At 70.7% G+C, this 23,548-nt stretch carries 25 protein-coding genes; 15 read left to right on the plus strand and 10 right to left on the minus strand.

Going from position 1 to position 23,548, the window contains the following annotated elements:
• Positions 1 to 245: 245 nt before the first annotated feature.
• The 3 genes from fabG to AB0I54_RS20260 all read left to right on the plus strand — a co-directional run bounded on the left by fabG (position 246) and on the right by AB0I54_RS20260 (position 2,271).
• Complete coding sequence (fabG, locus tag AB0I54_RS20250) at positions 246 to 965, plus strand: 3-oxoacyl-[acyl-carrier-protein] reductase (RefSeq protein ID WP_363297397.1); 720 nt, start codon at positions 246 to 248, stop codon at positions 963 to 965.
• 5 nt (positions 966 to 970) lie between these two features.
• Complete coding sequence (fabI, locus tag AB0I54_RS20255) at positions 971 to 1,738, plus strand: enoyl-ACP reductase FabI (protein WP_363297398.1); 768 nt, start codon at positions 971 to 973, stop codon at positions 1,736 to 1,738.
• A 182-nt stretch (positions 1,739 to 1,920) separates the two neighbouring features.
• Entirely contained in the window at positions 1,921 to 2,271 is a 351-nt protein-coding gene (locus AB0I54_RS20260; RefSeq protein WP_363297399.1) for a hypothetical protein, read from the plus strand.
• On the opposite strand, the gene AB0I54_RS20265 is transcribed toward AB0I54_RS20260, so the two are convergent.
• The gene (locus tag AB0I54_RS20265; RefSeq protein WP_363297400.1) at positions 2,249 to 2,941 is read right to left on the minus strand and encodes a FadR/GntR family transcriptional regulator; all 693 of its coding nucleotides are present in this window, start codon (positions 2,939 to 2,941) and stop codon (positions 2,249 to 2,251) included. The two genes, AB0I54_RS20260 and AB0I54_RS20265, sit on opposite strands and share 23 nt — an antisense overlap.
• A gap of 82 nt (positions 2,942 to 3,023) precedes the next feature.
• Here AB0I54_RS20265 and AB0I54_RS20270 point away from each other — a divergent pair, with 82 nt between their 5' ends.
• The 4 genes from AB0I54_RS20270 (at position 3,024) to AB0I54_RS20285 (ending at position 5,532) form a co-directional block, all read left to right on the plus strand.
• Complete coding sequence (locus tag AB0I54_RS20270; RefSeq protein WP_363297401.1) at positions 3,024 to 4,367, plus strand: CynX/NimT family MFS transporter; 1,344 nt, start codon at positions 3,024 to 3,026, stop codon at positions 4,365 to 4,367.
• 75 nt (positions 4,368 to 4,442) lie between these two features.
• A complete protein-coding gene (locus tag AB0I54_RS20275; protein WP_363297403.1) occupies positions 4,443 to 4,559 on the plus strand; it encodes an SGM_5486 family transporter-associated protein in 117 nt (38 codons plus the stop codon).
• Positions 4,560 to 4,728: 169 nt separating this feature from the next.
• Complete coding sequence (locus tag AB0I54_RS20280) at positions 4,729 to 4,935, plus strand: hypothetical protein (protein WP_363297404.1); 207 nt, start codon at positions 4,729 to 4,731, stop codon at positions 4,933 to 4,935.
• A 78-nt stretch (positions 4,936 to 5,013) separates the two neighbouring features.
• A complete protein-coding gene (locus AB0I54_RS20285; RefSeq protein WP_363297406.1) occupies positions 5,014 to 5,532 on the plus strand; it encodes a histidine phosphatase family protein in 519 nt (172 codons plus the stop codon).
• A gap of 81 nt (positions 5,533 to 5,613) precedes the next feature.
• Here AB0I54_RS20285 and serB read toward each other — a convergent pair whose 3' ends face one another.
• Entirely contained in the window at positions 5,614 to 6,822 is a 1,209-nt protein-coding gene (gene serB / locus AB0I54_RS20290; protein WP_363297407.1) for a phosphoserine phosphatase SerB, read from the minus strand.
• A 148-nt stretch (positions 6,823 to 6,970) separates the two neighbouring features.
• Positions 6,971 to 8,848 carry a streptophobe family protein gene (locus AB0I54_RS20295; protein WP_363297408.1) on the minus strand — a complete coding sequence of 626 codons (1,878 nt, stop codon included), beginning with the start codon at positions 8,846 to 8,848 and terminating at the stop codon, positions 6,971 to 6,973.
• Positions 8,849 to 9,076: 228 nt separating this feature from the next.
• On the opposite strand from AB0I54_RS20295, the gene AB0I54_RS20300 reads away from it, so the two are divergent.
• Entirely contained in the window at positions 9,077 to 11,602 is a 2,526-nt protein-coding gene (locus AB0I54_RS20300; protein WP_363297409.1) for an FHA domain-containing protein, read from the plus strand.
• Between the two features lie 82 nt (positions 11,603 to 11,684).
• On the opposite strand, the gene AB0I54_RS20305 is transcribed toward AB0I54_RS20300, so the two are convergent.
• From AB0I54_RS20305 to AB0I54_RS20315, 3 genes are all read right to left on the minus strand, one after another.
• Positions 11,685 to 12,428, minus strand: coding sequence for a transglycosylase SLT domain-containing protein (locus AB0I54_RS20305; protein WP_363297410.1), 744 nt, complete (start codon positions 12,426 to 12,428; stop codon positions 11,685 to 11,687).
• Between the two features lie 298 nt (positions 12,429 to 12,726).
• Positions 12,727 to 13,812, minus strand: a complete 1,086-nt coding sequence (locus AB0I54_RS20310; RefSeq protein WP_363297411.1) for an S-adenosylmethionine:tRNA ribosyltransferase-isomerase — start codon at positions 13,810 to 13,812, stop codon at positions 12,727 to 12,729.
• Positions 13,809 to 14,504 carry an SDR family oxidoreductase gene (locus AB0I54_RS20315; RefSeq protein ID WP_363297412.1) on the minus strand — a complete coding sequence of 232 codons (696 nt, stop codon included), beginning with the start codon at positions 14,502 to 14,504 and terminating at the stop codon, positions 13,809 to 13,811. Before AB0I54_RS20315 ends, AB0I54_RS20310 begins: the two co-directional genes overlap by 4 nt.
• Positions 14,505 to 14,731: 227 nt before the next feature.
• On the opposite strand from AB0I54_RS20315, the gene AB0I54_RS20320 reads away from it, so the two are divergent.
• From AB0I54_RS20320 to AB0I54_RS20330, 3 genes are all read left to right on the plus strand, one after another.
• The gene (locus AB0I54_RS20320) at positions 14,732 to 15,877 is read left to right on the plus strand and encodes a GAF domain-containing sensor histidine kinase (RefSeq protein ID WP_363297413.1); all 1,146 of its coding nucleotides are present in this window, start codon (positions 14,732 to 14,734) and stop codon (positions 15,875 to 15,877) included.
• On the plus strand, positions 15,870 to 16,511 hold the full coding sequence (locus AB0I54_RS20325) for a response regulator transcription factor (RefSeq protein WP_363297414.1): 642 nt from the start codon (positions 15,870 to 15,872) through the stop codon (positions 16,509 to 16,511). The genes AB0I54_RS20320 and AB0I54_RS20325 overlap by 8 nt, the downstream gene beginning before the upstream one ends.
• 113 nt (positions 16,512 to 16,624) lie before the next feature.
• Entirely contained in the window at positions 16,625 to 16,870 is a 246-nt protein-coding gene (locus tag AB0I54_RS20330) for a chaplin (protein WP_263207162.1), read from the plus strand.
• 83 nt (positions 16,871 to 16,953) lie between these two features.
• On the opposite strand, the gene AB0I54_RS20335 is transcribed toward AB0I54_RS20330, so the two are convergent.
• Positions 16,954 to 17,739, minus strand: a complete 786-nt coding sequence (locus tag AB0I54_RS20335; protein ID WP_363297415.1) for a hypothetical protein — start codon at positions 17,737 to 17,739, stop codon at positions 16,954 to 16,956.
• 150 nt (positions 17,740 to 17,889) lie between these two features.
• Between AB0I54_RS20335 and AB0I54_RS20340 the strand changes: the two genes are divergently transcribed.
• The 3 genes from AB0I54_RS20340 to AB0I54_RS20350 all read left to right on the plus strand — a co-directional run bounded on the left by AB0I54_RS20340 (position 17,890) and on the right by AB0I54_RS20350 (position 20,257).
• Positions 17,890 to 18,687 carry an ABC transporter ATP-binding protein gene (locus AB0I54_RS20340; protein WP_363297416.1) on the plus strand — a complete coding sequence of 266 codons (798 nt, stop codon included), beginning with the start codon at positions 17,890 to 17,892 and terminating at the stop codon, positions 18,685 to 18,687.
• Positions 18,688 to 18,737: 50 nt separating this feature from the next.
• Positions 18,738 to 19,169, plus strand: coding sequence for an NfeD family protein (locus AB0I54_RS20345; RefSeq protein ID WP_363297417.1), 432 nt, complete (start codon positions 18,738 to 18,740; stop codon positions 19,167 to 19,169).
• Between the two features lie 131 nt (positions 19,170 to 19,300).
• Positions 19,301 to 20,257, plus strand: coding sequence for an SPFH domain-containing protein (locus AB0I54_RS20350; protein WP_363297418.1), 957 nt, complete (start codon positions 19,301 to 19,303; stop codon positions 20,255 to 20,257).
• 62 nt (positions 20,258 to 20,319) lie between these two features.
• Here AB0I54_RS20350 and AB0I54_RS20355 read toward each other — a convergent pair whose 3' ends face one another.
• The 3 genes from AB0I54_RS20355 to AB0I54_RS20365 all read right to left on the minus strand — a co-directional run bounded on the left by AB0I54_RS20355 (position 20,320) and on the right by AB0I54_RS20365 (position 22,354).
• A complete protein-coding gene (locus AB0I54_RS20355; protein ID WP_363297419.1) occupies positions 20,320 to 20,826 on the minus strand; it encodes an HNH endonuclease in 507 nt (168 codons plus the stop codon).
• A gap of 165 nt (positions 20,827 to 20,991) precedes the next feature.
• Complete coding sequence (locus AB0I54_RS20360; protein ID WP_363297420.1) at positions 20,992 to 21,531, minus strand: YbhB/YbcL family Raf kinase inhibitor-like protein; 540 nt, start codon at positions 21,529 to 21,531, stop codon at positions 20,992 to 20,994.
• Between the two features lie 40 nt (positions 21,532 to 21,571).
• Complete coding sequence (locus tag AB0I54_RS20365; protein WP_363297421.1) at positions 21,572 to 22,354, minus strand: sporulation protein; 783 nt, start codon at positions 22,352 to 22,354, stop codon at positions 21,572 to 21,574.
• A gap of 137 nt (positions 22,355 to 22,491) precedes the next feature.
• Here AB0I54_RS20365 and AB0I54_RS20370 point away from each other — a divergent pair, with 137 nt between their 5' ends.
• On the plus strand, positions 22,492 to 23,133 hold the full coding sequence (locus AB0I54_RS20370; RefSeq protein ID WP_363297422.1) for a DNA-3-methyladenine glycosylase: 642 nt from the start codon (positions 22,492 to 22,494) through the stop codon (positions 23,131 to 23,133).
• The last annotated feature ends 415 nt before the right edge of the window (positions 23,134 to 23,548 follow it).

Raw genomic sequence — 23,548 nt, forward strand, 5'->3', positions numbered from 1 at the left:
TCACGCCCGACTGCGGACGCCCGACGGGCCGGGCACGCGCGATGCGACCCGTCCACCGATCCACCGGCCTCGCCCGGGCGCGCCACCGCCCGGTCGAAACTGTAGGGATCCGACAGCGACGCCCCCATGCCACTGTCGGTGCCCGCTTCACCTCCGGAGGCCCCTTACCGATAGGTTTTCGATGAAGCCGCCTGTCATCCAGCTGTTCGGGCGGTGTGCCAGACCGCTATCGAAAGGGTGATCCGTTGAGCCGCTCGGTTCTCGTCACCGGAGGCAACCGGGGCATCGGCCTCGCCATCGCCCGCGCATTCGCCGACGCCGGCGACAAGGTCGCGATCACGTACCGCTCGGGTGAGCCGCCGGCCGCCCTGACGGACCTGGGCTGCCTCGCCGTCAGGTGCGACATCACCGACGCCGAGCAGGTGGAGCAGGCCTACAAGGAGATCGAGGCCCAGCACGGCCCCGTCGAGGTCCTCATCGCCAACGCCGGCATCACCAAGGACCAGCTCCTGATGCGGATGACCGAGGAGGACTTCACCTCGGTCATAGACACCAACCTCACCGGCACCTTCCGCGTGGTGAAGCGTGCCAACCGCGGCATGCTGCGCGCCAAGAAGGGCCGTGTCGTCCTCATCTCGTCGGTCGTCGCGCTCTACGGCGGCCCCGGCCAGGCGAACTACGCCGCGTCCAAGGCCGGACTCGTCGGCTTCGCACGCTCCCTCGCCCGCGAGCTGGGCTCGCGCAACATCACGTTCAACGTCGTCACGCCCGGCTTCGTCGACACCGACATGACCAAGGCGCTCACCGACGAGCAGCGCGCCACGATCATGGGGCAGGTGCCGCTCGGCCGGTACGCCCAGCCGGAGGAGATCGCCGCAACGGTGCGGTTCCTCGCCTCGGACGACGCCTCGTACATCACTGGAGCCGTCATCCCTGTTGACGGCGGACTGGGAATGGGTCACTGATCACCATGAGCGGAATTCTCGAGGGCAAGCGCGTCCTGATCACCGGTGTGCTGATGGAGTCCTCCATCGCCTTCCACACCGCCAAGCTGGCCCAGGAGCAGGGTGCCGAGATCATCCTGACCGCGTTCCCGCGGCCCACGCTCACCGAGCGCATCGCCAAGAAGCTCCCCAAGCCCACCAAGGTCATCGAGCTCGACGTCACCAACGACGAGCACCTCGCGCGCCTGGCCGACGTGGTCGGCGAGGAGCTCGGCGGCCTCGACGGCGTCGTGCACTCCATCGGCTTCGCCCCGCAGGACGCGCTCGGCGGCAACTTCCTCAACACGCCGTTCGAGTCGGTCGCCACGGCCATGCACGTCTCGGCGTTCTCCCTGAAGTCGCTGACCATGGCCTGCCTGCCGCTGATGCAGAACGGCGGCTCCGTCGTCGGCCTCACCTTCGACGCCCAGTACGCCTGGCCGCAGTACGACTGGATGGGCCCGGCCAAGGCCGCCCTGGAGGCCACCAGCCGCTACATGGCGCGCGACCTGGGCAAGCAGAACATCCGCTGCAACCTCATCTCCGCGGGCCCGATCGGCTCCATGGCCGCCAAGTCCATCCCCGGCTTCGCGGAGCTCGCCTCCGTGTGGGACGACCGCGCGCCCCTGGAGTGGGACCTCAAGGACCCGGAGCCGGCCGGCCGCGGTGTCGTCGCCCTGCTGAGCGACTGGTTCCCGAAGACCACCGGCGAGATCATCCACGTGGACGGCGGTCTGCACGCCGTCGGCGCCTGACCGGCACCGCCGAGGCCCGAGCCGATACCGGGGCCCGCACCCTTCGGGGGTGCGGGCCCCGGCCCGTTCGCGCGTCACCCGTTCGGCTCACCGGCCGGGCGCGGACGTGCGGCAACGGCGCACTCTGGAGTGCGAGTCCACCTCGCTGAGTCCCTCCCCAGCACGGCCGAGGAGGTCCCCTTGTGCGCCTGTCCCACAGCCTGGCCTCACTGACCGTCGCCGTCGCTCTCGTGCTGTCCCTGCCGTACGAGGCGATGCCGCACGCACGCGTGAAGGACAAGAGACCCCCGGCCCCGTCGCTGTTCGGGTCGGAGTGCCGTACGACCGTCCGCGGCTCCCATGTCGTGGCCTACTGCCACAACCCCTATGTCGACACCGATCGCGTGAGCCTGCACATCGAGTGCGCCCGCTGGTGGGACCTCGACACCGACGGCGACCCGGTCGACACCGGGCCCGCGCTGACCGTACGGCTCTCCGGCCGGTGCTGGAAGGAAGTCGGCTCGGTGTGGATCAGCCACCAGAAGGCGGGCTGAACCGCCCCGGACGGCACAGGAACGGATAGCTCGCGGCCTCCGTCGCGGCCGCCTCCGCGTCGCCCGTCCGGATCGCGTCGACGAGCCGGGCGTGGTCCATGTGCGTCTCGGGCGTCAGCACCTCGCCGACGTCCGCGCGCAGCCAGTCCCGCAGCACCTCGCCCAGGTCGGCGTACATCGCGGTCATGACCTCGTTGTGGGAGGCGGCCACCACCGCCAGATGGAAGGTCGCGTCCGCCGCCACGAAGGCCTCCGCGTCACCCGACGCCCAGACCTCCTCACGCCGCACGAGGAGCGCGTCGAGCTGCTTGAGGTCCTTCTCGGTGCGCCGCTCCGCGGCCAGCCTCGCCGCCGCCGACTCCAGCGTGGAGCGCAGCTCGGCGATGTGCCGCGGGTCGGCGCCGGAGAAACGGCGCTGCATGACGCCCGCAAGCTCGCTGGTGGCGACCACATAGGTGCCGGAGCCCTGGCGGATGTCCAGGAGGCCGTTGTGCGCCAGCGCCCGGACGGCCTCGCGGACCGTGTTGCGGGCGACACCGAGCTGCTCGACCAGTTCCGGCTCGGTCGGGATGCGCGAGCCGACCGGCCATTCGCCCGAGGTGATCTGGTTCCGCAGTTCGGCGATGACCTGCTCGGAGAGCGCCGAGCGGCGGGGGTGGCTCAGGGGCATGGCACACCTTCGCACGAGAGGACCGGGAGGAGACGGCCCGGGGATGGACAACCAATCATCCCATGATTCTATGATGGACCTCATGGTGAGCGAGGAAACCCGGACGAGGACGTCGACAACCGAATGCACCACCGCCCCAGGCGCTGAACGCACCACCGCCCCGGGCACCGAACGCTCCGCGGCCCCGGACGCCGACGGCACCCCCGCCCCCGCCACGCGCGCGTGGGCGACACGGCTGCTCGTCGTCGGCATCGTGCTCGCGGCGCTCAACCTCCGCCCCGCCATCACCAGCCTCGGCGCGCTCCTCGAAGAGGTCCGCGACGGGCTGGGCATGAGCGGCAGCGTGGCCGGGCTCCTCACCTCGGTGCCCCCGCTCTGCTTCGCCGTCTTCGGCGTCATGGCACCCCGTCTCGCGCGCCGCTTCGGACCGGCCGCCGTGGTGTGCGCCGGCATGGTCGCCATCACTACGGGCCTGCTCATACGGCCCTACACCGGGTCGACGGCCGGATTCCTGGCCGCCAGCGCGCTCACCCTCATGGGCATCGCGGTCAGCAACGTCCTGATGCCGGTCATCGTCAAGCGCTGGTTCCCGGACCGGGTGGGCTCCATGACTGGCCTGTACTCGATGGCCCTCGCCCTCGGCACCTCGGCCGCCGCCGCGGTGACCGTGCCGTTGACCGACGCGCTCGGCGGCGGCTGGCAGCCGGGGCTCGCCGTGTGGGCGGTGCTCGCCGCGGCGGCGGCCCTGCCGTGGGTCGCGCTGGTACGGCACCGGGAGGCGGCGCCCGTACCCGAGGAGCCGGTACGGGAGGCACGCGCGCGTGCGGAGCAGCCGCCCGCGCTGCGGATCACCCGGAGCCGTACGGCTTGGGCGCTCGCCGTCTTCTTCGGGCTCCAGGCCACCGCCGCCTACATCACGATGGGCTGGATGCCGCAGATCTTCCGTGACGCGGGCGTCTCGGCGAGCACGGCGGGGGTGCTCCTCGCCATCACCATGGTGATGGGCGTGCCGCTGGCCTTCGTCATCCCCCGGCTCGCCACCCGGCTGCCCCACCAGGGGCCGATCGTGCTGGCGCTCGGCGGGTGCGGCCTGGCCGGCTACGCGGGCCTGTACTTCGCCCCGGCCGCCGGTGCCTGGGCCTGGGCCCTGCTGCTCGGCGTGTCCAACTGCGCCTTCCCGCTGGCCCTCACGATGGTCGGTATGCGGGCCAGGACCGGCGTCGGCGTCGCCCAGCTCTCCGCCTTCGCGCAGAGCACCGGCTATCTGATCTCCATCCCCGGGCCGCTGCTGGTCGGCGTGCTCTACCAGCACAGCGGCGGCTGGGGCCTGCCGATCGCCCTCATGGCCGGTCTGATGCTCCCGCAGATGGTGGTCGGCGTCCTGGCGGGCCGCGACCGGACCGTGGAGCAGGAAGCGAAGCGCTGAGTTCACCCGCTTGCGTTCACCCGCCGAGCTCACCCCGGCGGTCCCGGAGGGGGAGGAGGGTGCGAGACTGGCCGCATGCCTGTGCTCGACCCGAACCCCCCGAACGGCCAGAAGAAGATGCTGATCATCTTCGGCTCGTTCCTCGTCATCTTCGTGCTCATCGCCATCGTCGCGACCATCGCGTCCCCCTGACCACAGCTCCCGGGGCCGATGGTGGTGCTGGCACCACCATCCCCTAGGGGGTGAGTGTCAGGGTCAAGTGGGTGGATCACCGGATGGGTTGGCGGCGGCGGATTCCGTAGTTTCGAGTTGTGCCCGCGGGACGCGGTCACGGACCACTCGCAGACCAGCGGAGGCGATCATGTCGGCCTGTACGCAGACCCGGCCCCACCCGGCGACCCCGGGCCGCGTCGACATCCGGCTGCCCTGGTGGGCCCTCGTCCTGCCCGCGCTCGCCTTCGTCTCCCTGCTCCTGCTGATACTGAACCCGTCGGACGCCCACGCGGCCACCGGCGAGCCCGCGGTCACCCATCTCATCGAGCGTGTGCAGCAGCTGATCGCGCGCTAGCCCCAGGCCGTCCCGCGCCGCTAAATCCGCATGTCAACTCCCTGCGCCGCATGGCCTGTTTCATGCGAAGCTGGGCCCATGAGCGTCGCAGAACCCCGCAGGATTGTCCTCTTCCGGCATGCGAAAGCCGACTGGCCACAGGTGACCGACCATGAGCGGCCCCTCGCTGAGCGGGGCCGCACGGACGCCGCAGTCGCCGGACGCAAGCTGACCGACACCGGAATCCCGTTCGATCTGGCCCTGTGCTCCACCGCGGTCCGTACCCGCGAAACCTGGAAGCTCGCCGTCCACGAGTTCCCGCACCGGCCGAAAACCGTCTACGAGGAGCGGCTCTACGAGGCCTCGCCCGGCGAGCTGATCGCCGTGCTCAACGAGGTCCCGGACGACGCCCAGAACGTGATCCTGATCGGTCACAACCCAGGGGTGCACGGCCTGGCCGAGATCCTGTCCGGCTCGTCCGACGACAGCGCCCGCGAACGGATGAACCGCCGCGGCTTCCCCGCCGCCGCCTTCGCCGTCGTGTCCTACGGCGGCTCCTGGAAGAGCCTGGAGCCGGGCGCCGGCGAGCTGACCGACTACTGGGCGCCGTCCGAGTGACCCCGTCGGCGTGACGGTACGCGCCGAGGGGCCCCGCACCGCGCTGGTGCGGGGCCCCTCGGCCGCGTCCGGTCCGGTGGCTCAGGCCTCGTCGTGCGTGTCCGCCGCCTCGACCTCTTCCCGGGTGACGCCCAGCAGATAGAGCACCGTGTCCAGGAAGGGGAAGTTCACCGCGGTGTGCGCGGCCTCGCGGACGACGGGCTTGGCGTTGAAGGCCACGCCCAGTCCGGCCGCGTTCAGCATGTCCAGGTCGTTGGCGCCGTCGCCGATCGCCACCGTCTGGGACAGCGGCACACCGGCCTCGGCGGCGAACCGGCGCAGCAGCCGCGCCTTGCCCGCCCGGTCCACGATCTCGCCGGTGACCCTGCCGGTCAGCTTCCCGTCGACGATCTCCAGGGTGTTGGCCTGGGCGAAGTCCAGCCCGAGGCGCTCCTTCAGATCGTCCGTCACCTGGGTGAATCCGCCGGACACCACGCCCACTTGGTAGCCGAGCCGCTTGAGCGTACGGATCAGGGTGCGCGCACCGGGCGTCAGCCGCACCTCGCCGCGCACCTTCTGCACCACGGAGGCGTCCAGCCCCTCCAGCAGGGCCACGCGCGCGTGCAGCGACTGCTCGAAGTCCAGCTCTCCGCGCATCGCGGCCGCCGTGACCTCGGCGACCTTGTCCTCGCAGCCCGCGTGCGCGGCGAAGAGCTCGATCACCTCGTCCTGGATGAGGGTGGAGTCCACGTCCATGACCACCAGGCGCTGGGCCCGCCGGTGCAGCCCCGCCGACACGACCGCGATGTCGACGCCGAGCGCGCTCGCGTCGGACACCAGGGTGGTGCGCAGCGGCTCGGTCTCCACGCCGGACACCGCGAACTCGACTGCGGTCACCGGGTACTTGGCGAGCCGGAAGATACGGTCGATGTTGCCGCCGGCCTTGGCGATCCTGGCGGCGATGGCGGCGGTCGACTCGGCGGTGAGGGGGTGGCCGAGCACGGTCACCAGGGAGCGGCCGTGGCCGCGCGGGCGGTTGTCGCCATGACCGGAGATGATCTCCGCCTGCATCTTCACCGACTCGGCCCAGCTGTGCACGGTGGCCCGGAGGTCGCCCTCCTGCCCGGCCGGCGGCTGGGTCACGAGCGCGCAGAGCACCAGCCGGCCGCGCGTGACGACCTGCTCGATGTCGACCACGTCGACCGAGTAGGCGGCAAGTGTGTCGAAGAGGCCGGCCGTGATGCCCGGCCTGTCCTTGCCGAAAATCTTGACGAGGAGGGTGGGGACCTCGGAGGTCTGCGAAGCGCTCATGGTGTATCCACCGTATCCGGCACCCAGTGCCTTCTGCCCATGTGGTCCGCCTGGCGGACAGGGAACAGTGGGTGACGGAGCAGTGTCGAGCGCCTTACTTCACGGGCACGAGCAGATCCCCCGCCGCTCGTCGGCCCGGCCCCGCACCTCAGCCACGCCCCTTGGGCCCCCTAGGCGAAGGCGGAGCTGGAGGCGGAGGCGGAGGTGGGGGCGGTGGACCGTCGTCGGAGGCGGACCCGTGCGGGGGCCGGTCGCCGGGGCGAGGCCCGGCGCGGTGCCGTGGTGAGCGCGGCGGCGGGTCGAACGGCCGCGCCATGGTGGGCGCGCCGTACACGTCGGCGGACGGCGGCGGAGCACCGTCGGGGAACCGGCCGCCGCCGGGAGCGGGTGGGGCGCTCGGCACGTTCCGCCCGGGTTCCCGCAGCTCGTCCGGCACCTGGAGATACGGGTTCGTGTCGGGGTTGGGCGGGCGGTACGGCGTACCGGGCACGTACGGGCCGGACTGCCCGGCGCCCACCGCATCGCCGCTCCCCGCGTGTCCGGCGTGTCCGGCGTGCTTCGGAAACCCGGTGCCGTCCCCCGCGTCACCCAGTGCCAGCGGCGCCGCCCGTCGCCCCGCGGCGCCCGTGGCCCGGGCCAGCAGCGCTCCGGCCGCTCCGGCGCCCGCGCCCCAGACGGCCCCGAGGAGCAGTGCCATGCCGAGTCGGCCGTGGAGTTCGATGCCGGCGCCGAACGCGTCGAAGCCGAGCACGGACAGCGAGGCGTCCACGGACACCTCCGTCAGCCAGGCGAGCACGGGCAGCGCCAGCGCGGTCGCGATCCCCAGCCGGAGCGCGCACCGCCCGGCGAGACCGAGGGCACCGGAACCGCCGGCACCCGATCCCGAAGCCGCCGCGCTCGTAGCGGCCCCCGCCTCCACCGGCGTGCGAACCGCCGTCAGCACGCCCGCGAGCAGCATCATCAGGGCCGCCGCCACCCCCAGCAGCCACACCCGCCCGTCCAGGTCCGCCAGCCGGCCCAGCGTCACCGGCTGGTCGGACTTTCCGCCCAGCAACTCGTCGAGGGGATGGGGCAGCACCGTGACCAGCGCGCCGGTCGCCCTGCCGTCCCACGGCACGAACAGGCCGAGGGGGATCCCGAGCCACACCCCGTTGGGCGCGCCCAGGAGTGCCGCGCCCGCGATGCGCCCCGGGTGGTCGTCGCCGATCGCCGCGTACGCCGCCGCCGCGAGCCCGGCGGCCACGGCCACGACCAGCACGGTGACGAGCGCCGAGGCCGCGGGCCGTACGACCCGGTGCACGGCCTCCCAGCCGCGTGGCAGGGGAGTACGGCGCGAGGCCAGCAGGGCGATCAGGAGGATGCCGGCGGACCAGCCGAGTCCGCCCAGGAGGGTGGGCGCGGTGTCCACCGTGAAGCCCACCGCCGCCTTCGCGTCGACGAGGTCGCCGATGCGGTCGGGCAGCAGTCCGCCGATGTCCCCGAGCCCGGGGATGCTCAGCCCGCCGCCCTTGCCCCCACCGCCGCCCAGCCCGGGCACCTTGTCGAGGCCGAGTGAACCGCCGTCGATCGTGATGACGTCGTGCCCCGCCCAGGCCAGCCCGCCCAGCGTCGCCACGAACAGCGCGATCACGGCGCCCGCGCGCGCGAGGAGTTCGGCCGGTGCGATCACAACTCCCGCCGTGCGCAAGGACCGTAGGAACATCCACGACAGCAGCAGGGCGCCCACCAGGCTCACCCCGAGTGGCGTGATCTCGATGGCCGTGTGCGCCTCCGCGCCTTTCAGGCCGAAAGCGGACACATCGCCGGACGGCGTGACCGAACCACCCGCCCCGAGCGCCACAACAGCCGCCGTCATCGGGCCCAGTGAGCCCGCCGCGTCCGCCTGCAGAAGATGCAGACCGAGCGCGGCCGTGCCCGCCATTCCCAGCAACGCCCAGCTCACCGCGGCGATCGCGGACAGCAGGACGTCTGCCCACGGCAGCCTCGCGCCGTGCCCAGCGGTCTCGACTCCCGTGGCAGAGCTCATGGCAGACCCCCCGATCCGCGGCGCGGCCGGCGGCCGCGCGTGTCCCCCTCGCGTGGGATTACCACTCTCCGGGTCGGTTTCAACCCCGTCAACGGGAGTAGTTGAAGCTCTCGGCGCCGTTCATCACAAGGCCCGACTTTCGGTCAGAGGGCCGAGCCTGAAATAGTTCCCCACGATGTTCGACATCCCTAGACTCCCTGTGATGGGGGTAACTCGGGGGACAACTCAGTGGGGCATGGAGTGCCGGAACTCGTACTGGAATCAAACGGACGGACCTGGACGCTCGATTCGTCCAGGTCCTACACACTCGGACGCGATCCGCAGGGAGACATCGTGTTCGACGACGCCAGGGTCTCCTGGCGTCACGCCACGGTCAGCTTCAACGGACGCAGTTGGGTCATCGAGGACCACGGCAGCACCAACGGCACGTTCGTGCAGGGGCAGCGGATCGGTCAGCTGGAGATAGGCCCAGGAACCGCCGTGCACCTCGGCAACGCGACCGACGGACCGCGGCTGAACCTGTCCGGTGCCGCTGCCGCCGCTCAGCAGCAGCCGCAGCAGGCCGCGCCGTACGCCGCGCAGGGCGCGAGTGCCGGCTGGGCCCAGCAGGCCCCGCCGCCGCAGCAGGCCCCGCAGGCCGGTTGGCAGCAGCCGCAGCAGGCCGCGCCGATCCCGCAGCAGCAGGGAGCGCAGCAGGTGCCCGGTGGTGGCGCGGGGGCGCCGCCGGTCTACGGCGACCGCAGCCCGACCACGTTCCACCAGTTCTCGCTGGGCCGCGTGATGCGCATCGGCCGTGCGCTGGAGAACGAGCTGGTCGTCTCCGACCTCCAGGTCTCCCGGCACCACGCCGAGTTCCACGCGACGCCCGACGGCCGCCTGGAGATCCGTGACCTGGGCTCGCACAACGGCACGTACGTCAACGGCCAGCCGATCGCCAAGGGCGGCTCGCAACTGCTGGGCCCGACCGACATCGTCGGCGTCGGCCACTCCACGTTCCGTATCGTCGGCGACCGGCTGGAAGAGTTCGTCGACACCGGTGAGGTCTCCTTCTCCGCGCGCCATCTGACCGTCACGGTCGACGGCGGCAAGCAGATCCTGAAGGACGTCTCCTTCGGTGTCCCGGAGAAGTCGCTGATCGCGGTCATCGGCCCGTCCGGCTCCGGCAAGTCGACGCTGCTGAAGGCGCTCACCGGTTACCGGCCCGCCAACCAGGGCGAGGTCCTCTACGACAACCGCAACCTGTACAAGCAGTTCGCCGAGCTGCGCCAGCGCATCGGTCTGGTCCCGCAGGACGACATCCTGCACAAGGAGCTGACCGTCAAGAAGGCCCTCAAGTACGCGGCCAAGCTGCGCTTCCCGGCCGACACCACGCCCGCCGAGCGCGAGTCCCGCATAGACGAGGTGCTGCGCGAGCTGAAGCTCGACATCCACAAGGAGAAGAAGGTCACCTCCCTCTCCGGCGGCCAGCGCAAGCGTGTCTCGGTGGCCCTGGAGCTGCTCACCAAGCCGTCGCTGATCTTCCTCGACGAGCCCACCTCGGGCCTCGACCCGGGCATGGACCGCGACGTCATGCAGCTGCTGCGCGGCCTGGCCGACGACGGCCGTACGGTCCTCGTCGTCACCCACTCCGTGGCCGAGCTGGCGATCTGCGACAAGCTGCTCGTGATGGCGCCGGGTGGCTCGGTGGCCTACTTCGGCCCGCCGGAGGAGGCGCTGAACTTCTTCGGCTACGACACCTGGGCCGATGTCTTCTCCGCCTTCGAGAACTACCGCGACTACGACTGGGCGGGCCGCTGGAAGGGCTCGCAGCACTACCAGATGTACGCCGCGGACATCGACGCCGTTGCGCCGCAGGCCGTACAGATGCCTCCGATGCAGGCGATGAAGCCGCCGAAGCCGCAGGGCTGGATGTCGCAGTTCGTCACGCTGGTGCGCCGCTATGTGTCGGTGATCGCGTCCGACAAGGGCTTCCTCGCCCTGATGGTGATCCTGCCGGCCGTGCTCGGCGCGGTGAGCCTGCTCATCGACGCCGACAAGGGGCTGCTGCCCAACCCGGCGAATCAGACCGGCCGGATCATCCCGAACGGCACGGCCACCACGGTCCTGCTGATCCTCGCGGTCGGCGCCTGCTTCGCGGGTGCCGCGAACTCGGTCCGTGAACTGATCAAGGAACGGGTGATCTACGAGCGGGAGCGCGCGACCGGCCTGTCCCGTTCGGCGTATCTGATGTCCAAGGTGTTCGTGCTCGGCATGATCACCGTGTTCCAGGGTCTGCTGGTCGGTGTGATCGGCTTCACCAGCCGTGAGATCCCGAAGGAGGGCCTGGTCTTCGGCAGCGCGACGATCATCGAGCTGTCCGTGCCGATCATGGCGCTCGGCTTCACCTCGATGATGTTCGGCCTGATCATCTCCTCGCTGGTGAAGACGGCCGAGAAGACCATGCCGCTGCTGGTGATGTTCGCGATCATCCAGGTCGTGTTCACGGGCTGTCTGTTCACGCTGCACGGCTCGATCGGTGTCAACGAGTTCTCGTATCTGATGCCGTCCCGCTGGGCGGTCGCAGCCGCGGGCGCCACGCTGGACTTCAACAAGATCAGCCCGCCGAAGGACGGCGCGGGCACCGACCCCCTGTGGGACCACACCGTCGGCGCCTGGGGCGTGGACATGGCCGCCCTGATCGTCCTCGGCGTGATCTGCGGCTTCTTCGTGGCCCGCTTCCTGCGCCGCCACGAGCCCGAGGTCATGCGCAAGTAACCGCGCGCGTACGACGCCGAAGGGCGGCACCCCGGCTGGGGGTGCCGCCCTTCGGCGTACGCGAGAAGAGGTCCGCGCGGCCTCAGTACGCGCTGTTGACGTTGTCCATCGAACCGTACTTGTCGGCGGCGTAGTTGCAGGCGGCCGTGATGTTGGCGACCGGGTCGTAGATGTTCCACGAGGTGCCGGGCACGTGGTACGCCTTGAAGGTCGGCGGGATGACCTGGAGCAGGCCCTTCGACGGGATGCCGTTGATGGCGTTGATGTCCCAGCCGTTGATGGCCATCGGGTTGCCGGAGGACTCCCGCATGATGTTGCGGTGCAGGCCGCTGTACGAGCCCGGGATGCCCTTGGCCTTCATGATGTCCAGGGACTCCCGGATCCAGCCGTCCAGGTTGTTGGGGTAGGACTTCGCGGGCTTGGCCGCGGCGCGCTCGACGGACCGGCTCGCGGTCTGCTCGGCGGCGCGCTCCTGGGCGGCCTTCTTGGCGGCCTCGGCGGCGGCGGTCTTCGCCTTGGCGGCGGTCTCGGCCTGCTTCTTGACGAGCGCGTCTGCGGCGGCCTTCTTCTGCGCCGCGATCTGCTGGATCTTGACGGTCTCGGTGGCGAGCTGGTCGGTGACCGTGCCCTTGACGTCCTTGATCTGCTCGGTGCTGTACGCCACCCGGGCCTCGGTGGAGGGAGCCCCGGCCGTGATCGTCTCGGCGCTGCTGGGAACCGCCGAGAAGGCGATGGCGGCGGTACCGAGGGCGGCGACGCCGGCGATCGCGATCTTGCGGTGCTTGGTCAGGCGACGACTGAGACGAGTGGTGGTGTTCTTGAGCATGGCAGATCGACCTCTTCGAATAGCGCGGAGTCGCCTTCTGTCCGACGGGGGAACCGGTCCGGCCCGTACGAACGCCGTGGGGCGAAACCCACGGCGTCCGGCGACAGGAGCAATTCTTAGCGGCCGCAAAATCGGCTGGCAAAGGTGTGACGTACGACCCTGGATAGTGGATCAGGGAAGGGCAAAACGGGACAGACTGGAGCGTCTGCCCCGTTCGGGACGTGTCGGTATATCTCCTATGTCCGTTCGTACGTGATCCGCACCCTATGCGCGGGCTCACACCGCGGACGATGAATCCTCACCGAAAGTTGCCAAAGCAACGCCCTGTGTCAGGGTCCTCCTCCGGCAGGAGGAGATGCACGTCGCCGAACTCGTGCCACAGATAGAGCCCGCGCCGCGCCTCCTCGTACGCGCGGTCGACCACCGCCCGCCCCGCGATCGCCTCCAGCATCAGCAGATGCGAGGCCTCCGGCTCGTGCAGCCCGGTCAGCAGCCCGTCGACCACCCGCACCCCGCGCCCGGGCGTCACCACGAGATCGGTCCACCCCTCGACCGCCCGCACCGTCCCGTCCGCCCCGGCCGCCGACTCCACGGCCCGCACCGCCGTCGTACCGACCGCGACCACCCGGCCGTCCCCGGCCCGCACGTCATTGATCAGCCGCGCGGACGCCTCGGACACCGCGTACCGCTCCGGATACGGCGGCTCGTGCGCCTCCGCCGACGCCACCCCGGTGTGCAGCGTGACCGGCGCGAACCGCACACCCCGGCTCACCAGCTCCGTCACCAGCCGCGCTGTGAAGGGCCGGGCGGCACTCGGCATCTCCGCACTGCCCGCCCCGTCGGCCGACGGCAGCGCGAACACCGTCTGGTACACGGACAACGGCTGGTCCCGCTCCGTATAGGAGTAGCGAATGGGCCGCCCGTGCTCCCGCAGCAGCCCGAGGACGTCCGCCCCGGCCACCCGCGCCCACCACAGCCGCACCCCCCGAGGGCTCAGCGGCTCCTCCAGCACCAGCCCCGCACCCCCGGGAAGCCGCACCCCTGTACCCGCGGGCCCGCTCGCACGCGCGCGCGTGGTCCCCTTACCGTCCGGATCCCGCAGCTCGACCGCCCACCGCCCGTCGTCCCCGAGCGTGGAGAAGTGCACCACCACGCGCGCGTGCCCGATCCTCCCGTCCACCGCGGCGGCCAGCGTGGGCGAGGTGTTCACCACCAGCAGGTCCCCGGCCCGCAGCAGCCGCGGCAGCTCGGCGAACACGTGGTGCGACACCTCGGTCCCGCGCGACACCAGCAGCCGTACGGCATCCCGCCCCAGACCCGGCCCGCGCTGCTCGGCGGGCACCCGCGCCGACAGCTCCTCGGGCACCCTCAGCGCCGGCGTCATCGCCCCTCCAGCAGGGAGGGTGCCCCATAGCGGCCGCTCGCCGGACGCTCGTCCAGCAGCCGCAGGAACGCGGGCACCACACGCGCCGGCTCCGGCCGTGGACCGTCGTCGTCCGGTACGGCCGCCGCATACAGCTCCGTGGCCATGTCCCCGGGGTCGACCGCCCACACCCGCAGCCGTGGCTCCTCCTCGGCGAGCACCGCCGCGAGCTGGTCCAGGGCCGCCTTGGACGCCCCGTAGCCGCCCCAGGTCTCGTACGCCTCGGCGGCCGCGTCCGAGCTGACCGCGACCACCGCGCCCGCCGGCGACTCCCGCAGCAGCGGCAGCGCCTCCTGGACCAGGCCCAGCGCCGCCACCACATTCACCTCAAGCGCCCGCCGCAGCCCCTCCAGGGGCAGCTCCGCCAGCCGCACCAGCGGCTCGGCGCCCAGCGCGCTCGCGTTGTTCACCAGCAGATCGACACCGCCCAGCCGCCACGCCGCCGCCACCAGCCCCGCCCGGTGCCCGGCGTCCGTGACGTCCCCGGGCAGCGCCTCGACCCGCGTGCCGTACCCGGCCACGGCCGTGGCCGCCGCCGTGAGCGCGTCGGCGCCCCGGGCGTCGAGCACCAGATCCCAACCGCGCGCGGCCAGCGCCTCGGCGAGCGCCCGTCCCAGCCCCTTCGAGGCCCCCGTGATGATCGCTACCGGCATGACAACCGTCCCCTCTGCCGCGCCGACCTCCGATCGGCGGTGGCATCAACCTAGGAACGGCACCGCTCCGGCCGCCTCGGACGCGGGCCGCAAACGGGCGCGGTCCTTCGCCCTAAGCCGCACGTCCGGGGCCGCAGACCTACGTCGTGCGGACCAGGACCACCGGCCCAGGTCCGGCCGCCACAGGTCCGATCCGCACTGTCACACCCCGCCGGTACCGTGAGGGCATGAGTCAAGGCCCCCGGTCCGGCCTCACCGCGGTGAGTTCCGCGCTGCTGGCCATGAGCAGGCACCTGGAGGTGCGCGACGTCCTCAAGACGATCGTCGCCTCGGCCCGCGAGCTGCTCGACGCGCAGTACGCCGCCCTCGGGGTCCCGGACGACCACGGCGGCTTCGCCCAGTTCGTCGTCGACGGGGTCAGCGACGAACAGTGGAAGGCCATCGGCCCGCTCCCGCGTCAGCACGGCATCCTCGCCGCGATGCTCCAGGAGGCCCGCCCGGAGCGCCTCGCCGATGTGCGCAAGGACCCCCGCTTCGAGGGCTGGCCGGCCGCCCACCCCGAGATGTCCGACTTCATCGGCCTGCCGATCCGCGACGGCGACGAGATCATCGGCGCGCTGTTCCTGGCGAACAAGCGCTGTGCCAAGCCCGAGGGAAGCTGCGGCTTCACACAGGAGGACGAGGATCTGCTGGCCATCCTCGCCCAGCACGCCGCGATCGCCCTCACCAACGCCCGTCTGTACGAGCGCAGCCGCGAGCTGACGATCTCCGAGGAGCGCTCCCGGCTCGCCCACGAACTGCACGACGCGGTGAGCCAGAAGCTGTTCTCCCTGCGCCTGACGGCACAGGCGGCCGCGGCCCTGGTCGACCGCGACCCCTCCCGCGCCAAGGGCGAGCTGCACCAGGTGGCCCGGCTCGCCGCCGAGGCCGCCGACGAACTGCGCGCCGCCGTGGTGGAGTTGCGCCCCGCCGCCCTCGAAGAGGACGGCCTGGTCGCCACCCTGCGCACCCAGATCCAGGTCCTCGACCGCGCCCACAGCGCGCGCGTGTCCTTCGCCTCCAGCGGCTTCCGTGCCCTGCCCGCCGCACAGGAGGAGGCGCTGCTGCGCGTCGCCCAGGAGGCCCTGCACAACGCCCTGCGGCACTCCGGGGCCCAGCATGTGGACGTCACCCTCGGCCGCCACGCCTGCGGAGCCGTCCTGCGCGTCACCGACGACGGCAGCGGCTTCGAACCGAAGTCGATCCGCCGCGCGGGACGGCATCTGGGACTGGTCTCCATGCGGGACCGGGCCGGCGGGGTGGGCGGCTCGCTCACGGTGGAGTCCGCGCCCGGCAAGGGCACCACGATCGAGATGGAGGTCCCCGGTGGCTGACGCAATCAGGGTGCTGCTCGTCGACGACCACCAGGTCGTCCGCCGCGGACTGCGCACCTTCCTGGAGGTGCAGGACGACATCGAGGTCGTGGGCGAGGCGGCCGACGGCACCGAAGGGGTCGCCCGCGCCGAGGAACTGAAGCCCGACGTGGTCCTCATGGACGTCAAGATGCCGGGCATGGACGGCATCGACGCGCTGCGCAGACTCCGCGAACTCGACAACCCCGCGCGCGTGCTCATCGTCACCAGCTTCACCGAGCAGCGCACGGTGGTTCCGGCCCTGCGCGCGGGCGCCGCCGGATACGTCTACAAGGACGTGGACCCCGACGCGCTGGCCGGCGCCATCCGCTCGGTGCACGCCGGGCACATCCTCCTCCAGCCGGAGGTGGCCGGCGCGCTGCTCTCCCAGGAGGACGCCAACTCGGGCCAGGGCAGGGGAGGTTCACTCACCGAGCGGGAGCGCGAGGTGCTGGGCCTGATAGCGGACGGCCGCTCCAACCGCGAGATCGCCCGCGCCCTCGTCCTGTCCGAGAAGACCGTCAAGACGCACGTCTCGAACATCCTGATGAAACTCGACCTCGCGGACCGGACCCAGGCGGCGCTGTGGGCCGTTCGTTACGGTGTGACAGGGTGAGATTCATACCGTCGGGGGAATGTCACCCGGACGGCGCACCCTCCGGCGATCTCCGCCGTTCTCCAGTGCGTGCCGCGGCGACTGCCGCGGTGATCGCCAAGGAGGGGTTGAAAGTGAAGAACCTGAAGAAGGCAGCGGCCGTGACGATGGTGGCCGGGGGCCTGCTGGCGGCCGGTGCCGGAATGGCCTCCGCCACGAACGGCTCCTGGGCCGGCGGCGAGGCCAAGGGCTCCCCGGGCGTCGTCTCGGGCAACGTAGTCCAGGCCCCGGTGCACGTCCCGGTGAACGTGGTGGGCAACAGCGTGAACGTCATCGGCGCCCTGAACCCGGCCTTCGGCAACGTGGGCCTCAACCACTGAGCCCACCCCCGTGGACCTCCGGCCTCCCGACACCTCACCGGGAGGCCGGTCACTCATCGGCGCCGGTCACCACCGGCCGGCGCTCACCGCCCCCGCTCCCGCTCCTCCACGACGGAGTTGTACGCCGCGACCTGCGCCCGCCGTGCCGTCCGCTCCACCGGCCGCAGCGCGGCCCCCCGCGCCGCCATCTCCGACGCGCTCACCGCACCCCCGTGGCCGTTCTCATGGGCCAGCGAAATCAGCAGCCCCACCCGCTGGGCCAGCTCCAACACCCGCACCGCCCGCGGCGGATACCCCGGCGCCAGCACCTCGTTCCCCCGCTCGGCCCGCGCCCGGTACGCGCCGATCGCCGCCTCCGCCACCGGACCCGACCCCGCGACGTCCAGCCGCGAGAGCACCGCCGTCGCGTCCCGCAGGGCCTCCGCCAGCTCCCGCTCGGCCTCGCCCAGCGACGGCACATCCGCGGGCGGCGCCTCCCGCACCGGCAGACAGTGCCAGACCACCTCGGCATGCACATCACCGGCGGGCCCGGCCTCGTACAACTCGGGCACCAGCCCGAACGCGGCGCCGTGGCAGATCACCGCCTCCTCGGCCTCCAGCGCCCGCGCGTTGAACTCCGGCGGCCCGCTCAGCCCCAGCGGATGCCCCGGCGCGGGCAGCGCCACCCGCAGCCCGATCGCCCCGAGTGTCCGCAGCCGCCCCAGCGCGAGGGTGAGCCCGACCGGCGCCGACTCACCCGGCAGCCCCTCCACCCGGTGCACCGCGTCGTCGCCGACGATGGCGAGTGCAGCGTCATCCGGCGAGACAAGTCCGGCCAATAGGGCATTTCCCCAAGCGGCGAGGCGTCCTGAACGCGGTTCCGAGAGCATGCCCCCACCCTAAGGACCGGACCGATGGAATGGACCGCGCCACCGGTGGCGTAGATTTCGTACGGGCTGCGCCCACCGGCGCGGCGGACCGAGCCACAGGCGTACGCCACAGCCGAGACCGGCCACACTGCAAGGGGAGACAACGCGCTCATGAGCGATGTTCTGGAGCTTCAGGACGTATCCGTGGTCCGCGAGGGCCGGGCTCTGGTGGACCAGGTCTCCTGGTCGGTGAAGGAGGGCGAGCGCTGGGTCATCCTCGGCCCCAACGGCGCCGGCAAGACCACCCTCCTGAACGTCGCCTCCAGCTACCTCTACCCCAGCAAGGGCACCGCCACCATCCTCGGCGAGACCCTCGGCACGCCCGGTACCGACGTCTTCGAGCTGCGCCCCCGCATCGGCATGGCCGGCATCGCCATGGCCGACAAGCTCCCCAAGCGCCAGACCGTCCTGGAGACCGTGCTGACCGCCGCGTACGGCATGACCGCGCACTGGCACGAGGACTACGAGGAGGTCGACGAACAGCGTGCCCGCGCCTTCCTCGACCGCCTCGGCATGAGCGACTACCTGGAGCGCAAGTTCGGCACGCTCTCCGAGGGCGAGCGCAAGCGCACCCTCATCGCCCGCGCCCTGATGACCGACCCCGAGCTGCTCCTGCTAGACGAGCCCGCCGCCGGCCTCGACCTCGGCGGCCGCGAGGACCTGGTCCGCCGCCTCGGCCGCCTCGCCCGCGACCCGATCGCCCCCTCCATGATCATGGTCACCCACCATGTCGAGGAGATCGCCCCCGGCTTCAGCCACGTCCTCATGCTCCGTCAGGGCAAGGTCCTCGCCGCGGGCCCGCTGGAGCTCGAACTGACCTCGCGCAACCTCTCCCTCTGCTTCGGCCTCCCGCTCGTCGTGGAGCAGGTCGGCGACCGCTGGACCGCTCAGGGCCTGCCGCTGTCCTGACCCCCATTGCGCCCTGTCCGCGGCACCGTCCGCGGCTCTAGCATGACCATGTGAACGACATCGACGCGTGGGTGTGGTGGCTCGTCGGCGCTGCGGCGCTCGGAATCCCGCTCGTGATCACGGCGATGCCGGAGTTCGGCATGTTCGCCGTGGGTGCCGTCGCGGCCGCGGCCGCCGCGGGCCTCGGCTTCGACATCGTGGTCCAGGTACTCGCTTTCGTGGTCGTCTCGGTCGCGCTCATCGCCGTCGTACGGCCCATCGCGGCCCGGCACAGCGCCCAACGCCCCCAACTCGCCACAGGCGTGGATGCGTTGAAGGGCAAGCAGGCCGTCGTACTGGAACGCGTCGACGGCTCCGGCGGCCGCATCAAGCTCGCCGGGGAGATCTGGTCGGCCCGTTCGCTCGACACCGACCTCGCCTACGAAGTGGGGGAGGAAGTCGACGTCGTGGAGATCGACGGGGCAACGGCAATCGTCATGTGACCTCGCAGGACTCAACTGAACCGAACACCCCACGAGTTGTGCGACGGTCTGTCAGACTCGTCCAGCAAGATCTTCAACAGCCATAAGATCTGCCGAAGGCGCCGAGGCGGAGAAGGGTACGGGGAGCCACGATGGAACCGGTCATCATCGTATTGATCATTCTGGTGGTGTTGGTCTTCATCGCCCTGATCAAGACGATCCAGGTCATCCCACAGGCCAGCGCCGCCATCGTCGAGCGCTTCGGCCGCTACACACGGACACTCAACGCGGGCCTCAACATCGTGGTCCCGTTCATCGACACCATCCGCAACCGCATCGACCTGCGTGAACAGGTCGTACCGTTCCCGCCGCAGCCGGTGATCACCCAGGACAACCTGGTCGTGAACATCGACACCGTCATCTACTACCAGGTCACCGACGCCCGCGCGGCCACCTACGAGGTCGCCAGCTACATCCAGGCGATCGAGCAGCTCACCGTCACCACGCTCCGCAACATCATCGGCGGCATGGACCTGGAGCGCACCCTGACCTCCCGCGAGGAGATCAACGCGGCTCTGCGCGGCGTGCTCGACGAGGCCACCGGCAAGTGGGGCATCCGCGTCAACCGCGTCGAGCTCAAGGCCATCGAGCCGCCGACCTCCATCCAGGACTCGATGGAGAAGCAGATGCGCGCCGACCGTGACAAGCGCGCCGCGATCCTCACCGCGGAAGGTACGCGCCAGGCGGCCATCCTCACCGCCGAAGGTGAGAAGCAGTCCCAGATCCTGCGCGCCGAGGGTGAGGCCAAGGCCGCCGCCCTGCGCGCCGAGGGCGAGGCCCAGGCCGTCCGCACGGTCTTTGAGGCGATCCACGCCGGCGACCCCGACCAGAAGCTGCTCAGCTACCAGTACCTGCAGATGCTCCCGAAGATCGCCGAGGGCGACGCCAACAAGCTCTGGATCGTCCCCAGCGAGATCGGCGACGCCCTCAAGGGCCTGTCCGGCGCCATGGGCAACTTCGGCCCCCTGGCGGGCGGTTCGGGCGGCGGAGCCTCCGTCCCGCAGCAGAACAACGGCAACGACCGCCGCGAGAAGCCGTCGATCGACTGATACACCCGTGATACGACGAGGGGCTCGCCTTCCCAGGAAGGCGAGCCCCTCTCACATACCCGCTACGCGGCCGACTGGGCCAGCCACTCCGGCAGCGCCTCGAAGTCCTCCTGCCCCAGCGCCAGCAGCATCGCGTCCTGCGGCGTCGGCTCGAACGGCTGCCGCAGCAGCGGCATGCCCGCCTGCTCCGGAGTCCGGTCGGCCTTGCGGTGGTTGTCCTCCGCGCACGAGGCGACCGTGTTCAGCCACGAGTCCGCGCCACCCTGCGCCCGCGGCACCACATGGTCCACGGTCGTCGCCCGCCGCCCGCAGTACGCGCACCGGTGCCGGTCCCGCACCAGCACACCCCGCCTCGACCACGGCGCTTGTCTTCGGAACGGCACCCGTACGTATCTGCACAGCCTGATCACCCGGGGCGCGGGTATGTCCACAGCGGCGCCCCGCATACGCAGTTCGGGGTGGGCCTGCTCGACGACGGCCTTGTCCTGCAGTACCAGAACGACAGCTCGGTTCAGCGTCACCGTCGACAGCGGCTCGAAGCTCGCGTTCAGCACCAGCGTGTCCCGCATCCAGCCCACCTCCCGTGTGCACCTGCCCACCCCCCGGCGGGCTCGGATCAACTCTGTACGGGCGCGCCGAGATGGACAACGCAATAAAAAATGCCCGCCTCTGATCACTTCCATGACCGGAGGCGGGCAAACGTTCGATGAACGCTGGGCTGAATCGGCGCCGCGTCAGCCCTCGGCGGGGTTCTCGTACTCACCGATGAGCTGGGCACGCGCGATCGCGTGGAACCGCAGATTGAAACCGACGACGGCCGGAGAAGCGTCGGAATCAGGACCGAGCTTCTCCTGGTCCACCGCGTACACCGTGAAGACGTACCGGTGCGGCCCGTCCCCGGGCGGCGGAGCGGCACCGCCGAAGTCCTTCGACCCGTAGTCGTTGCGCGCGTGCACCGCACCCTCGGGCAGACCCTCGAACTTGCCGCTGCCCGCACCCACCGGCAACTCGGTCACGGAGGCCGGGATGTCGAACAGGACCCAGTGCCAGAAACCGCTGCCGGTCGGGGCGTCCGGGTCGTAGCAGGTCACGGCGAAGCTCTTGGTCTCGGCCGGGAACCCCTCCCACCGCAGCTGCGGGGAGGTGTTGCCGGCCGCGTGGACCTGAGCCTCCTTGAGCCTCGCGTTCGGCTCGACGTCCTCGCTCGTCACCGTGAACGACGGCACGGGCGGGTGGAAGTCATGGGGGAGCGGCCGCCGCTTGAGCTCGGTCACCTCGGTACCTCCTGATCGGTTCCTTCAGTAGGAACCGAGCCTAGAACCAGTTGCGCTTGCTGCCGACCTCGGACAGCCACTGGTTGAGGTATGCCGCCCAGTCGGTCCCGTGGAAGTCGTGCAGACCCACCTGGAAGGACCGGAAGGTGTCCGAACCCTCGCTGAACAGACCCGGCTTCTTGTCCATTTCCAGGATGACGTCCATGGCCTGCTCGTCCGCCACGAAGCTCAGCTCCACCTGGTTCAGGCCCCGGTACTGCGACGGCGGGTAGAACTCGATCTCCTGGTAGAACGGCAGCCGCTGCCGCGTGCCCCGGATGTGACCGCGCTCCATGTCCGCGTTCTTGAAGCGGAAGCCCAGCTGGATGAACGCGTCCAGGATCGCCTTCTGCGCCGGCAGCGGGTGCACGTTGATGGGGTCCAGGTCACCGGAGTCCACCGCACGGGCGATCTCCAGCTCCGTGGTCACACCGATGTGCATACCGCGCAGCGCCTGCCCGTCGATCATCGTGACCGGCGTCTCCCAGGGGATCTCCAGCCCGAACGGAACGGTGTGCACGGCACCGGCCTGCAGCTGGAAGGCACCACCGAGCCGCACCTTGGTGAACTCGATGTTCTGCTTGTACTCCTCGTCGCCGCTCTCCACCTCGACCCGCGCCTGCAGGCCCACGGACAGCCCCTCGATGTCCTGGTTCACGGACCCGCCCTGGATGCGCACCTCGCCCTGGACGACACCACCCGGAACGACGTTGACCTCGGTCAGCACCGTCTCGACCGAAGCCCCGCCGGCGCCCAGACTCGCGAGCAGCTTCTTGAACCCCATGACTCTCCCTTTACGTATGGATCCCTGATCCCTACAAACGCGATCCGGACGCGACCGGTTCCGCGCCACACCCTGGCAAGCGGGGGATCCTTTGACCACCCCTTGGCACAGACACGTCTGGACTACGCTCGTACGACATGATCGCGCCCCCGGACCGTACGCCACTGCCCAGGTCGTTCTTCGACCGCCCTGTGCTGGAAGTCGCCCCCGACCTTCTCGGCCGGATCCTCGTACGAAGCACCCCGGACGGCCCGATCGCGGTGCGCCTCACGGAGGTCGAGGCATACGACGGCCCTAACGACCCCGGCTCACACGCCTATCGCGGCCGCACACCCCGCAACGACGTGATGTTCGGTCCGGCCGGACACGTGTACGTCTACTTCACCTACGGCATGTGGCACTGCATGAACCTCGTCTGTGGTCCGGAAGGCTCGGCGAGCGCCGTCCTGCTCCGCGCGGGGGAGGTCGTCGAGGGCGCCGAGCTCGCGCGTAAACGTCGACTCTCGGCCCGAAATGACAAGGAACTGGCCAAAGGACCGGCACGCCTGGCCACAGCCCTGGACGTGGACCGCGCACTCAGCGGCACGGACGCGTGCGCCTCCGGCGAGACCCCACTGAGGATGCTCACCGGCACCGCTGTGCCCTCCGACCAGGTACGCAACGGCCCCCGCACGGGTGTGGCCGGCGACGGAGGCGTCCACCCCTGGCGTTTCTGGGTCGCCAACGACCCGACGGTGAGCCCCTATCGGGCCCATGTCCCCAGGCGCCGCTCAAGTTGACGCGTCCCTGGAAGGTGCGTAATGTGGCCCGAGCCGCTGAACCGGGTACGGCAATCGCCAGCAGCCGGAGCGGCCAACCCACTACCTGCTACTTCCCCTCGACCGGGGCGAATTTCGGCGTGCCCGCATGCCCGAATTCAAGCCCGCGGAGCTCGATTATGAGTTGCCGAGAGGATCGGCTAACGTGGTGAATGTCGAAAGGCCGACAGGCGAAAGCCGGAAGCCCCAGACAAATCCCGCCGACCGGGAATCGGATGCCGAAAGGATCTGATAGAGTCGGAAACGCAAGACCGAAGGGAAGCGCCCGGAGGAAAGCCCGCGAGGGTGAGTACAAAGGAAGCGTCCGTTCCTTGAGAACTCAACAGCGTGCCAAAAGTCAACGCCAGATATGTTGATACCCCGTCCGTCGGACATT

Source organism: Streptomyces sp. NPDC050625 (assembly GCF_040654755.1).
Classification (GTDB): domain Bacteria; phylum Actinomycetota; class Actinomycetes; order Streptomycetales; family Streptomycetaceae; genus Streptomyces.